The organism is Marinimicrobium hydrolyticum, from assembly GCF_030848505.1.
GTDB lineage: Bacteria > Pseudomonadota > Gammaproteobacteria > Pseudomonadales > Cellvibrionaceae > JAVDDU01.
Genome location: NZ_JAVDDU010000008.1, coordinates 94,569 through 107,769 on the forward strand (window position 1 = coordinate 94,569; position 13,201 = coordinate 107,769).

At 53.8% G+C, this 13,201-nt stretch carries 8 protein-coding genes; 2 read left to right on the forward strand and 6 right to left on the reverse strand.

Annotated features, from left to right (window positions below):
* Window positions 1–32: 32 nt before the first annotated feature.
* Window positions 33–3,182 carry an FG-GAP repeat protein gene (locus RBH33_RS13970; RefSeq protein ID WP_306732828.1) on the forward strand — a complete coding sequence of 1,050 codons (3,150 nt, stop codon included), beginning with the start codon at window positions 33–35 and terminating at the stop codon, window positions 3,180–3,182.
* Window positions 3,183–3,328: 146 nt separating this feature from the next.
* On the opposite strand, the gene RBH33_RS13975 is transcribed toward RBH33_RS13970, so the two are convergent.
* From RBH33_RS13975 to RBH33_RS14000, 6 genes are all read right to left on the reverse strand, one after another.
* A complete protein-coding gene (locus RBH33_RS13975; protein WP_306732829.1) occupies window positions 3,329–4,087 on the reverse strand; it encodes a class I SAM-dependent methyltransferase in 759 nt (252 codons plus the stop codon).
* A gap of 92 nt (window positions 4,088–4,179) precedes the next feature.
* Window positions 4,180–4,632: an Sbal_3080 family lipoprotein gene (locus RBH33_RS13980; protein ID WP_306732830.1), complete on the reverse strand. Its 453-nt coding sequence runs from the start codon at window positions 4,630–4,632 to the stop codon at window positions 4,180–4,182.
* Between the two features lie 139 nt (window positions 4,633–4,771).
* On the reverse strand, window positions 4,772–5,593 hold the full coding sequence (locus tag RBH33_RS13985) for a hypothetical protein (RefSeq protein WP_306732831.1): 822 nt from the start codon (window positions 5,591–5,593) through the stop codon (window positions 4,772–4,774).
* A 154-nt stretch (window positions 5,594–5,747) separates the two neighbouring features.
* Window positions 5,748–7,799, reverse strand: a complete 2,052-nt coding sequence (locus RBH33_RS13990; protein WP_306732832.1) for a fused MFS/spermidine synthase — start codon at window positions 7,797–7,799, stop codon at window positions 5,748–5,750.
* A 52-nt stretch (window positions 7,800–7,851) separates the two neighbouring features.
* Window positions 7,852–8,634 carry a hypothetical protein gene (locus RBH33_RS13995; RefSeq protein ID WP_306732833.1) on the reverse strand — a complete coding sequence of 261 codons (783 nt, stop codon included), beginning with the start codon at window positions 8,632–8,634 and terminating at the stop codon, window positions 7,852–7,854.
* A 281-nt stretch (window positions 8,635–8,915) separates the two neighbouring features.
* Entirely contained in the window at window positions 8,916–11,324 is a 2,409-nt protein-coding gene (locus RBH33_RS14000) for a glycoside hydrolase family 65 protein (protein ID WP_306732834.1), read from the reverse strand.
* 264 nt (window positions 11,325–11,588) lie between these two features.
* On the opposite strand from RBH33_RS14000, the gene otsB reads away from it, so the two are divergent.
* On the forward strand, window positions 11,589–13,124 hold the full coding sequence (gene otsB / locus RBH33_RS14005; protein ID WP_306732835.1) for a trehalose-phosphatase: 1,536 nt from the start codon (window positions 11,589–11,591) through the stop codon (window positions 13,122–13,124).
* The last annotated feature ends 77 nt before the right edge of the window (window positions 13,125–13,201 follow it).

The following is a 13,201-nucleotide window of genomic DNA, read 5'->3' on the forward strand; positions in this document are numbered from 1 at the left end:
CAATAAATAACGTCAACAAGGAGAAATACTCCATGCTGCCTAATCATTGCCGCGCTTGGTTATATCGAATCCTAATTTTTATTCCGTTGTTGTTTGTGGGTTGCGGCGGATCTAGTAGCGGAGACGGCGGAGAACCACCGCCCACTGGCGATCAAACGGATATTGATAACGGTGATACAGCTAACGGCAATGGCGATGAGGAACCCACGTCCCCAACTGATGGCCCGGCCAGTATTTTTAATGCCGCCGAAGATCTGGCGTACCCCGAAAGATACGATGGCGAAACAGACTGGGCCGCTCCCAGTGCAGCGGGCACGCAGCATGTACGCCTAGTGGACTCCGCTCAGTTGGGCAATGCGGTGATGGTTGTGCCGTATGTCATCTCCAACGATGTCCTGCAAGCGCAAGGTCATGCACCGGATGACTTGTTGGCGTTTCTCGATGTGCGCGACTGTACGACAGGCGAAGGGCGCAGCGCACAGGCACCTTCCCAGTCCGTTAGTGACTGCGTACAAGTGTCCAATGCCGATAACAGCGTAATTGATTTTGGCGGGCAAATCGATTGGCATACCAGTGACGGGACGCCGTTTGATTATGTAATTGAGCTGACTAGCGTCGACCTGTTCTGGCGGGATGAAGTCTTCCTCTTGAGTGGTGCTATCGGGCTGGACGCCGCGATGGACAACCTGCATATCGCCGTCGATCTAACACACGAAGCGACGGAAACTACTTATCGCTATTGGGTGGTGCACAATTACTCGCTCTCAACGGAGCAGCCACAAATCGATGCCATCAGCTTCCATCCGGACCTGGGAGCTATATTGCAGCTTGGGGAAAGTGCTTACCTGGAGACCAGTGAATGTGTTGGCGGAGGCTTTGAATCTAACGGAGCCCTGCTCTTAAGTGGCAACTCGGCAGAGGACGCCAGCGCCCAATTTTACTATGCCAACGTGGCCTGTGATGTGGTTACCTTCGAGCATGTGATGAGTCGCGCCGCCAACGACGAGCCGGTCGCTCCGCGGCTATTTGCCGCCTATGCCAGCCTGGGCATGGACTTTGGTGTGGCGGTTGAGAATTGGGCGCGAACGTCCGGCCACCAGCTGGGCGGAACGTCAGACAGCCAGCTGTTGGAGCCTGAGGCGGTGGACGTCGCCCTGCTCGGGACTAACCGCGACGGGGACCATTGGACCCAGTATGAGATCGCCTTGAGTTACGATCTATCGGATCTGCCTCAGGAAGTGGTTAATGGTGGTTTATTGGCGGCGCGTTGGCACAGCCATCAAATTGCTGGCGAAGGCCACCAGAACAATATTGTTCGGGCCGTCATGACGGAATGGGAAGGTGAGCCAGCCGATAGCACTTTTGTGGGCAATGATACACAGGGCTACGAGGTTGTCGAGATAATGGGCGGAGGCATGGAACAGCCCTGGTGGGCCTTCGATGCCAGTGAAATGATCGCCACCGCCCTCGCCCAGGGTCGCACGCACTTACAGGTGGTCATTACCTCCAGCTATATTATAGAACCGGAACAAGGCGAGCTGGCGAAGAGCTTCTGCCTGGAAACCGGCAATAACTGCCGTGAGCCATTGATCCCCGCCATTAGCCTTGCCTATCACAGTGACCTGCCCGCTGATGATGAGCCCGATGCAGTAACGGGTTTCACTCTAACGCCAGAGCCGATCAAAACTCTCGCCTTCACCTGGAACGGCGGCAGCGGCGCTACCGAGTATAGCCTTTTGGAGCAACCTGATCCGGAGGTAGACTATCAACAAGTGGCCACCATTGTCGGTGGTGAAACCGCCTACGATCACGAGGTGTACCTACCCAAGCGTTTGACAGCCCGCTATAAGTTAGAAGCCTGCACCAGTGGCGGGTGTGTCGAATCCGAGGAATTGGCCGTGGACAGCGACGAGTTGGCTGTGGCTGTGGGTTTTGTAAAGCCCTCAAACAATATTGAAGAAATGGAGTTTGGCACCGACGTGGCCTTCTCCGCAGACGGTCAAGTGATGGCCGTGAGCGCACTCCAGGGAGAAGGCGACGTTCGGGGATCGGTGATTGTTTTTGAGCGCGATGCCAATGACGAATGGGCGGAGCTAGCTCATTTCTGGCCCGATGACCCGACCGAGTCCATCAGCTTTGGTAGAGCCCTAGCCTTGTCAGCCGACGGCTCAACCATCGCCGTGGGCGCAAATGGTGGCAGCAATCACGAAGGACGCGCTTACGTGTTCGAGCGGATGGGCAACACCTGGGTCGAGCAGGCCAGCTTTACCACCAATGCGGATCTGGACGGCGACCAGGAGAACGACTGGTTCTCCACGGGTATCGCCATCGCCGGTGATGGCGACACTCTAGCGGTCAGTGCCAACCACAGTTTCACCGAAGAAAGTGTGTACATCTACAACCGCAGTGGCGACAACTGGAGCAAGGTTCAGCGACTGACCGCTGATGACGGCCGGGAGAACGACAACTTTGGAGAAAACCTGGCAATGTCTGTCGACGGCAGCATGCTCCTGGTAGGTGCCAGTATGCAGCCCTACGGCAGTCCGGGCCCGGATCCCGACGAAAACAGCGGTGCCGTTTATGTGTTCACCCACAACGGCAGCTGGTCGCTCGCGCAACAGTTGAAACCGTCTGATGTGGAGCTAGGTGACCGTTTCGGTACCAGCATTTCCCTCGCCCATGACGGTCTCACGCTGGCTGTGGGTGCGACAGGTGACGATGAAGAAGGGACCAATTCCGGTGCGGTTTATCTCTATAACCGCGGAGATTCAAGTAGCGCTTGGCAATTCGCCCAAAAGGTCAAGGCTGACCCGATCTTAGCCCATGTCCAAGTCGGCTATGCGGTAGCACTATCGGGCGACGGCAACCACTTGGCCATTGGCTCACGTAATGACAGCAGCGCAGCCGAATGGATTGGCGGTGACCCCGAGGAATCGGGCGTGGGCAACAACGGCGCCGTGCACCTGTTCGAACACGATGGCGAACAGTGGCAGTACCACTCGTTTGTTAAGCCGCCCTATAACCCACAAACCTCCATCTACTTTGGCGAGAGCCTTGCGCTAACATCAGATGGAGAAACCCTGGCCATTACTGCACGTCATCACAACAGCAGCGCCTCGGGGATTGGTGGTGATCAGGAGGACAGCAGCGGTTACCGAGATGGCGCCCTGTTTCTCTATTAACTCTGAGCGGGAACCAACTAGGCCGGGCTTACCCCCGGCCACCCCGCCAGGCTTCGCACCAGGAGCGCCGCCCAACTAGTGTTCCTCGGAAAATAAAAACAACATATAACAACTTGCTGTACATACCCCCTAAGCGCGAGCTCTGGTTAGGTAATTCTACCAACTGCAAATTTTACGTTGTTTCTTTTAGTCCGCGGTGGGGAACTGATAAAAGACAAAATTTCACTGCACACTTCCTCATAGGCGACTGGAAAAGCATTGCGCAATCCATCCAGACGCTCCAGCCGAGCCCGCCAGTTATTTATCACCTCTCTACTCGCTGGCCCGGAGTCATTCAGCTCGGCATCGGTGACGTTGTCGTCGTAGTGAATAACGTTGAAACCCGCCAGCTTCAACATAGACTCCATCTTAGAGCCAAAATCAAAGTCATAGTGACCGGACTTCCAAGAGTTCAATTCAAACTCTCTTACTGAGTCATGATGCCGGGCATCCCGAGCCATATTGCCAGACAAAAAGCACGACACATCTACCAGTGCAACCCAACCACCCGGCTCCAGCGCATCATGTATGCGCGTCAAAAAATTCTGAGGATTTTCGAGGTACGAAAGAGAAAAGCTTGCCCACACTCCGGATATGGGACCAATTGCCTCATAATCCACGCTCTCGAAAGAATCACAGGTGAAGGATTGGTTCGGGCGACGCTTCTTCTCGCAAAACTTAATAAATTCATTATTGAGATCAACACCCGTCACCCACCCTACCCTGGAAGAAAGCAAATCGGTGACTCCACCCACCGAGCAACCCAAATCAATCACATGGCCTCCGTCACGAACAGGAAGGTACTGAAGATACCGCTCCCAATTTCGCCAGCGTTGTTGGGCTGTATATTCGTCGATTAAATCCACGCACAGACTCCACCAGGCTAATAGGTGAGGACGTCACAAATAGGCGGGTGGACCCTCAGCCAAGAGATCACCCACCAATGAGCTTGGCTGTTTTAACCATAGGACCTATTAAGAAGAAACGCATATTCCCTTTGAATAAGCTCCTCAACCAGCTCTCGAATTTTAGCGTCAGCATCAATGAATTTGTCTAAGCGGCCGCCACCTCTTCTAGAATCGTATTCGGCAAACCCCTCCAAGGATTCTTTGTAATAGACATCTATTCGTACATATGTCATATACACTGCCAGATCCCAATGCCAGTTGGCTGTGTATTTAATTCTCCAATCGCAGGAAGCGGCAGACTCGTCACTTTCTACGATACGATACGCCACACCTTTTTCGGCCAAAACATCACTCATTGCCGACAGAACCCCGTCCCTAACCTTAGGATTGTTTACTACACAGACATCGGCATCAGAGGCTAACTGAGCGGGCTCAAGTGTCTGCTTTATTGAACATGCGGTCATGAAAATCACGATTGCACCAAGCGCTATTATTTTTTTCATTGTCTTTCTCCGTTGCATAGCATATTGAAAATGTTAATTCCGATTTACTACCAGGCTAACCGGGGTCAGAATGGCGATCTTGCCGCCTATAGTTGCCACGCTTACTACCTTCTGCCTATCGATGCAATTTGCGCTGTTCTTACTTTTCTCGTTGCGAGCTATCTTCCTCAATTACGTGTGCAATAATAGACTCTTGTACCGGCAAAAGTAACGCCTTTTGACTATACCCGGAGAAATTTCCATATTTAATGGGAGCAAAAAGCAGCTCTTTACCGACGGTGACAGGTGGCGTTGGCAGGAGCTCTGGATCGCCGAGATTTTCAAGTATCTCTTGGGAAAGTGAGTAGCATTTGTCCGAGAAATGGGTAGGCCAAGCATCCGTGATCACTATATCGAACCGTCCCTCGAGGCGATCAGAATACACAACACCCTCTTCAGAGTTGTGATAATGAGCGGGACAGTATTGTGTGACGTTAAGACCTAGGACCCGAGAAAGCGAATGCCATGACTTGAAGACATTAGTGGGTGGACCCCACAACAGTATTCGGAGCTTTTGCAAGGACTCATACTTCGAGTACAAGTGAAATGAATCAGTTAGCACTTCGCATGGATGCGCCTCGCTGGACATCGCATTGATCACAGGTCGTGAACTGGCTGCTGCAAACTCCGCCAGCCTATCGTGATTATCCTCCCTGATCACGTACAGGGAGTAAAACGAGTCCATGTAACCCGCCAGGTCTTCCACCGACTCACCCGTCTTCAGGAAGTTGGGCAGCTCCACATAAGGCAGTCCAAGCCGCTGAAAGGCTTGAAGAAAGGTCGTTCGAGTGCGTATCCCGTTGCCCTCAAAAGACCAAGCGACATTACCTACAAACCGGTTGCTTGGCCCTCGAGATACAGCCTCCCATATCTGATAGATATCTTCTTTTTTGAGATCATTAATATCTAATAATTTAATCATTGTTGGACTGAACTCCAATATATTCTAGCCAAAGAGTCTCAGCCGGATAAGCTGCCTCCGGCTCGAGGTAAGGACAGAATAAAAAGGGCGTAACCGCCCCAACCCTCTCAAACAATATGCACTCCATGCCCATTGGTGTGCCCTCGTACCTATTCTATTTCAAGACCGAAAGCAGATTGCTGTAGTCATCCGTCCAAACTATGGGATCGTCCGCACGGGCGGGCCAGGGAGTTATGTGGTGTAAAACTTGAGGATGGTTTAGCCACTTCCGGTTGTTGGTAATGATGGCCCACTTGGCATCGTCGATGGCATGACCGGTGGCTGAGGTTTCGAAGTACACAGCTTGTTTGTTGAGAGTTTGGGCCAGCCCGCGCACCAACGGGGTCAAATCCAAATGACTGTTGGAAATGTGCAAGGCGATCAGCCCGTCCGGAGCCAGGTGGTCGCGGTACAGAGCTAGGGCTTCCTGAGTAAGCAGGTGCGCGGGGATGGAATCACCGGAAAAGGCGTCCACGACCAGCACGTGGTATTGCTGACTGCCCTGCTCTTCCAGTTCCCGCGCGAGGGATACGCGTGCGTCCCCCAGGGTAATGTCGACTTCAGCTCGGCTGTTTTCCAGATAAGTGAAGTAGCGTTGGGCGTAGCGTATGACAGCCGGATTGATTTCGTAAAAATGGTAGTAGTCCCCGGTCTCGCCGTAAGCGGCTAGAGTTCCCGCGCCGAGGCCGACGAGCCCGACGCTAATCGAGGTGTCGGGGAAGCTGTACTCCAGGGCCAGGGCTGCGCCGGTGTTTTCCCGGTAGTAGCTCATGGGAATGTGTTGGTCATCATGCTCCAGTGACTGTGCGCCGTGGGAGGTGTGTCCGTCCACCAGTCGGCGTTCGCGTCGGCCTTGTACTTCCACGTCTTTTACGCTCAGGATGCCGTAAAAATTACGGGTGGCGGCCACGTCGCTCTCCACAAACAGGGAGTTCATATAGAAGAACAGACCTGCAATCACGACCAATGAACCCACGCTGAAATGGGACAGCCGTTGACTGTGAGGCTCGACAGGTTCATGGGCGGAATGCCGGTGCCAGTATATGCTGGCGCTGAATAGCGCAAACACCGCAAATACCGCCAGCGGGAATTCCAGAAAGCTAGTAAATAGTTTGGTTGCCACAAAAGCCACCAACGCCGTACCCAAAAAGCCGCCCAGGGAAATCATCAGGTAGAAAAGCGTGAGTCGTTCCACCTCCGGTTTCAGGCGCGCCAGCTCTCCGTGACAGATCATACACGCGGAGAACAGAATCACCGAGTAGATCCCCACCTGGGAAAAAATATCGAACAAGGTCCCAATAAAGAACATCAACACCGCCGCCAGGGCACTGATAAAAAATAGCGCGAACCAATACCAGCGCACGTACCAGCGTGGGCTGTGAAAACTGATGATGAATGTGAGCAAGTAAAGACTCAGGGGCAGCACCCACAGAAACGGCACAGGTGGTACATCCTGAGTCATGGCATTGGTGGTGGCCACCAAAAGTACTACGCCGGTGGCCGAGAGCAATAACCAGAGCGCGGTTTGGCTCTTGCTGTTGACCACCACTTGACTAGCCAGGGATTTGGGGCCGGAGGTTAGATTGGGGTGATGCCTGTACAAGCGCACGCACAGCGTGCCGATGGCCAGCACAAACACACCATAGGCTAGGGACCAATACGCCGTTTGGGCGGCGAGACTGTACAAAGGTTCAAACAAAAATGGGTAACTCAGCAGCGCCAGTAGCGAACCCACGTTGGAGAGCGAATAAAGTTTGTAGGGCAATTTGTTGACGTTTTCGTAACTCAACCAGCGTTGCACCAGGGGCCCGGTGGCTGACAACAACAAATACGGCAGGCCCACCGAGACCATCAGTAGCATTAGTATGCCTGCCAAAGGCGACCCGCCTGCCAGAGCGGTGGCGGTTTCTGGGATACCAATAGGAAGAAAAGCAACGCTGGCAGCCAGCAAAGCGCCGTGCACGGCTACTTGAGCGCGAATGTTTTTTAGTTGCGTTAGGCAGTGAGCGTAAAAGTAACCGGCCAGCAACAGCCCCTGGAAGAACAGCAGGCAGGAGGTCCACACCGCTGCGCCGCCACCAAACAATGGCAGTATCAGTTTGGCGATCAGTGGCTGAACCTGAAACAGTAGAAAAGCACTGACAAAAATCGTGAAAAGATAGAGCATTGGGTCCCTGTACGGCTATTGGCAGGCGCGTCGAGCTAAGCGAAGGCGCTCGTCACCGGGCGCGAAACACCCGGTTCCGCCCTCCCCGGCTGCACACCAACAGCTGGTCGCTCAGGCGGTCGCAGTGCTCGATACGCAGTTGCGGGTCGGGGTTGAGCTGTTCGCTGACCGCCGAGCGGCGTTTATCCTGCTTTAAAAAGCCGTACATGGTTTCAAATCGGTCGCCAAAATCCAAGCCTTTTTCTTGTACATCCTCAAACAAAAATGCAAAACGACCGTACGTCATGGTTACTCCACCCAGGCCAATGGCGATCATTTGCTCCACATAGCGCTGGTACGCCCGATGCAAATACGCATTTACGGCGGCCTTATCATTCAAGTTGCCCTGAAATACCGGCAAATTCAGGGCGTTGTCCGGTTCCAGCGCTCCGGGTTCAAGTTGGTTGTTATTCTGGTTGCCCAGCAGTTGGTACTGCCGCCCGTCACAGTCGATGCGGGTACCGTCCATATGGCAACCAGCCAGCGAGTGGGTGGAACTGGCCGTTTTGGTACTGTCATGGGACGGCTGGGGTTCTGCCGGTTCTGGAATATTCGCTTCGCGGCGGGGCTGGCTCGGGTGCCGCTCCCTGGCGCCTGGCATGGGCACATCAATGCCCGCCCGTTGCGCCGGGCGGCGCAACAGCAATGCCTGGGTGGTGGTATCGTTGCGCCGGAATTCGTACATGGGGGGCAGGCCATGGCTATCGCCGCGAGCCTGAAGCTCGCAATACACCTGCTCGTAATAGGTGCCTGCCATAGCGAAGCAGCCGCTCTGAGTCAGAGCTTGTGAACTCATTGGTAGAGCGAAGAGCATCACAATGAGGGGGTACTTCGCTTTGAGCATGGGGAACCTGACCAGAGAGTCGAAGAATGAATCAAACCATAAGCGATTTGACGCCAAGGGGCGAGGGACTGGCGCACACATTGATTGGCTTATTCTCCAATCTAGATGAAGCTTGCCTCATATACCTTTGTTTTTTTTGGACTCAATAAGCTAGAAATTACTGCAAGTGCCACCAGCACGGCAACAGGTTACGCACCCGGCGTTGGTGGTAGCGGTCGGTATCTTGTCGGTCCCTACCGGTGGTAGGTAAAAGTCAACTCGCTTTGACCCTGCAAGGAATGGCGCTCATTCTGAAAACCGATGCAGATCGGCGCAACGTTGGCGGTAAGGCTGGTAATGGACATTCGCTCGTGATTAATGGCGAGACGCAGCGAGTGGCCTCGGTAGCGGATAGCGAATCGCAGATGCTGCAAAGTCTCCGGCAACAAGGGGTTGAGCCACAGCGCGTCCTCCCGCACCTCTAACCCGGTAAAGGCCCTCTGAACCAGATCCACCGTGCCGGCCATCGCTCCCAGATGAATTCCTTCCTGAGTGGTGCCCCCTTGAATATCCGCTACATCACTCGCCAAAGCTTCGGAGAACAAGTGCCAGGCATGGCGGCGATCGGAGCGTGCCAGCACGCGTGAATGCACAACCCGGCTTAGTGTCGAGCCATGGGAAGTGCGTTGTAGATAATAGTCAATGTTGCGCGGAATGATTTGTGGATCAAAGGGGTAGTCCAGTCGTTCAAACAATGCCTGTAGCTCTTCAGTGCTGAATAGATAGAATAACATCAGCACATCCGCTTGCTTGGATGCTTTATATCGATCGGCTTTATCGCCCTCCGCCTCCAGAATTCGATCGAGGCGATGTATGTCGCCATAACTCTGCCGATAACCTTCCCAATCTAACTCTTTAAGCTGGCCGTAACCTTCAAATTGACTAATGATGCCGTCGTCATGGAAGACGATCCGCATCCCCCGGCTCACGGTGTCCCAATGGGCGAATTCATTTTCGTGTAAGTTCAGCGTTTCACACAATTCGCGCCAACGCTCCTCAGGTACAATGCGGGGCAATTCAAGCGCTCGAGCCAGTACCCACACTGCCATGACATTGGTATAGGCATTATTATTCAGCCCCGGCTCAGGGCTATTGGGATACTTTTCGTGAAATTCGTCAGGCCCCACGACACCACAGATTTCGTAACGACCGTGCTCTGGATTGTAGCTGGCTTTGTCGGCCCAGAAGCGGGCAATTTCCAGCAGCATTTCCGCCCCATAATAGGCCATGAACTCGCAATTTTGAGTGACTTGATAGTATTGCCAAATGTTATAGGCGATTGCGCTGTTGACGTGCCGCTGTAAATGCGAATGGTCTGGAATCCAGCGATTAGACTTGGGATTGAGGTGCAGCTGCTGAGATTCTTCACGGCCATTACTGCCACTTTGCCAGGGATACATGGCTCCTCGATAGCCAGCTTCGCGCGCCGCCAAGCGAGCTTCATCCAGGCGGCGGTACCGATAGTGCAATAGGGCCCGGGTAACTTCAGGAATACGTAAGTTCAACAGAGGAAAGATAAATAGCTCATCCCAAAGTATATGGCCACGATAAGCTTCGCCATGTAATCCCCGGGATGGCACACCGACATCCATATCTCGTACATGGGGTGACGCGACTTGCAATAGATGGAAAACATGCAGCCGCAGAATCATCTCGGTGCGCTCACCCTCCTGAGGATCATTGTGTTGTAACTGAAGATCGAAGCGGCGCCAGAGTTGAGCCCAAGCCTCGGTATGACTGTCTAGCAAGGATGCAAAGTTACCCGCATTAGCGATTGCTCGATCGGCTTCTCCCGCCGCTTCACTAATGGAAAAATCCCGCGAACTGTACAGGGAAACAATTTTTTCAATACGTAGCGGCTCAGCCTTCGATAGATTCAAGGTATAATGCGCTGCTGCATAGGCCTTGTCGCATACGGTCTGGGACTCCGGATCGAAGCGATCACCCCGACGGTAAAATTCATGCCGCGCCGTTTGCGCAAGGCGGATTTCCGATTGGGTGGTTTCCACCTTCAAGCGCAGGATGTTGCCCTGGGCTTCAGACGCTCCGTGCTCTAAATGGCAGCCCTCCACCGCTTGATAGCGGGCCACGTTATCGTTGATGACCCCGCCATCCAGTGCCGACACTATTTCAATCTCGCCGGACCAGTTTTCCGCAGTTAGCTCCCATTCCAGGGCGGCCAAGTGATGGTGTTGCATGTGTACCAACCGGCGCTCGCGAAGCCGGGTGCGACGGCCATTGGGCTCTTCATAGAGTAGTTCTCGGGTTAACACGCCGGCGTGAATATCCAACACTTGATGAAAGTCGATCAGTTTCAACTGGTCGGGATGCAACCAATCCCCATCCATTGGGCGGGCACTGAGCCTGAGCCAATTGGGCAGATTGACCAACGACTCGTTCTCGACCATTTCGTTATCGACTTCTACTCGCCGGCGGTTATATCCACCAGCCAGATATGTGCCAGGATAATGCACTTTGTCGGCACGGGTTTCAGGCGCAGCGCCTCGCGTGGCAAAGTATCCATTACCGAGGGTACAGAGCGCTTCGCGAAGCCCTTCGCACTCCGGGTTGTAGCGCGAATAAACCAGTGACCAACCCGTCATAAATAAACCTCATTTCGATTCATTTTAAGCGGCGACCGCCAGCTCGGCCGAACGGAATAGAATTGTTGTGGCACAGACACAGCGTGGCAGTTTTTCTGAGGATACTCCTGAGTAAGGTATCATCAACACTTTAACAACACGAATCTAAATGTGAAGGCGTTTGTAGACGCAAATTTCACGGAAGCAATGGTAATAAACGCAGCCTGGCACAACAACGCGTGGCAATGGATGACAAACCGTGTGGAAAGCCCGAAGGAAAAATCAATGAACCGCACTTGCATGCCTTATGAAGCCTATATCTTTGACCTGGATGGCGTTCTGACTCGAACGGCGGATCTGCATTTCAGCGCCTGGAAAACGCTGTTCGATGATTTTCTCAGCCAGCGAAAAGAGAAGGCGTATTCAGGCTTCTCGGAGGCGGACTACCAACGATACGTGAACGGCAAGCCGCGCCTTGATGGCGTGCGGGATTTTTTAACAGCCCGTGGCATTGTGCTGGACCTTGGCACATCCGAAGACGGGCCAGACCAGGAGACCATTTGCGGGCTCGGCAATCGTAAAAACCAGCTATTCCACGAGCAAATGCAGCATCATGGCGTCGCCACCTACTCGGAGGCTATCAAGTTTTTACGCACAGTGCGGGACAAAGGCGGTCGCACCGCGGCGGTGTCTTCCAGCAAAAACGCGCAGAGTGTGCTTAAAAACGCAGGTATCGAGACATTATTTGACGCCCGCGTTGATGGCGAGATGGGTGAACAACTCAAGTTACCGGGTAAGCCGGCACCGGATTATTTTGTCGAAGCAGCACGGCGATTACAGATAAAACCCGAACAATGTGTGGTATTTGAGGACGCTATCGCAGGGGTTGAGGCCGCACGTCGGGGTGGTTTTGGCTTGGTGGTAGGTGTGGCCCGTGAAACCGACCCTGTGGCCTTGAGTGAAGCAGGTGCCGATGTCGTAGTGGAGGAACTGACACAACTGCCCATCGAGTGTTTGCCTCGACGCCACTTGCCGTTGGCGCTGGATGAATTTCCGCGCCTTGCGAAAAGACTAAATCGGCGAGTTTGTGTGGCTTTGGATTATGATGGCACCTTGACGCCAATCGTCGCAGACCCCGAGGATGCCATTCTGTCTGAGGACATGCGCGAACGTTTAGTCCAGCTCGCGCGATGCTGTCCGGTGGCCATTGTCAGTGGCCGCGACGTGAATAACGTGCGCCAGCTCGTGCAACTTCCCCAGCTCTATTATGTGGGCAGTCATGGTTTCGATATTAACGGCTCCGACACAGACCCGCTGCAACACCAGACGGCGCAGGAGTTTTTGCCCGCGCTTGATGCCGCGGAGTCCGACTTGCGTGAACGACTGCGGAACATTGAGGGTGCGCAGTTGGAGCGCAAAAGGTTTTCCCTTGCTGTTCACTACCGTAACGTGGCCGCTCCAGACCGGGAGCGCATTGACCAGGTCGTTAACCAAGTGGCTCAGGAATATCGGGAACTGCGACGCACCACGGGCAAAAAGGTCATCGAGTTGCGCCCCGGAGTTGACTGGGACAAAGGCAAGGCGGTGCACTGGCTGCTACAGCGCCTGCAACGGAATGATCTGCAACTGTATGGAAAGAGCGCGCGGGTATTGTATATCGGCGATGATGTCACCGACGAGGATGTGTTTCGGTCGATTATCGACGAAGGTGTGGGTGTAGTGGTGGCGGACGCCGAGCGTGTTTCGCTGGCCCACTTTCGGCTACGCAACCCCGATGAAGTCGCACAGTTTTTGGGTCAGCTCACGCATGCGCTGAAATAACATACAACTTGAAGCGAAGACTGGAACGGGCCTGCTCCCTCCCTAGCGCAAAACGTCATTCCAGCCCGCGTAGGAAT

Bases quoted from the DNA above. Each gene is read 5' to 3' on its own strand.
- RBH33_RS13970 (WP_306732828.1), top strand. From the start codon at position 33: ATGCTGCCTAATCATTGCCGCGCTTGGTTATATCGAATCCTAATTTTT.
- RBH33_RS13980 (WP_306732830.1), bottom strand. From the start codon at position 4,632: ATGAAAAAAATAATAGCGCTTGGTGCAATCGTGATTTTCATGACCGCA.
- RBH33_RS13985 (WP_306732831.1), bottom strand. From the start codon at position 5,593: ATGATTAAATTATTAGATATTAATGATCTCAAAAAAGAAGATATCTAT.
- RBH33_RS13990 (WP_306732832.1), bottom strand. From the start codon at position 7,799: ATGCTCTATCTTTTCACGATTTTTGTCAGTGCTTTTCTACTGTTTCAG.
- RBH33_RS13995 (WP_306732833.1), bottom strand. From the start codon at position 8,634: ATGAGTTCACAAGCTCTGACTCAGAGCGGCTGCTTCGCTATGGCAGGC.
- RBH33_RS14000 (WP_306732834.1), bottom strand. From the start codon at position 11,324: ATGACGGGTTGGTCACTGGTTTATTCGCGCTACAACCCGGAGTGCGAA.
- otsB (WP_306732835.1), top strand. From the start codon at position 11,589: ATGAACCGCACTTGCATGCCTTATGAAGCCTATATCTTTGACCTGGAT.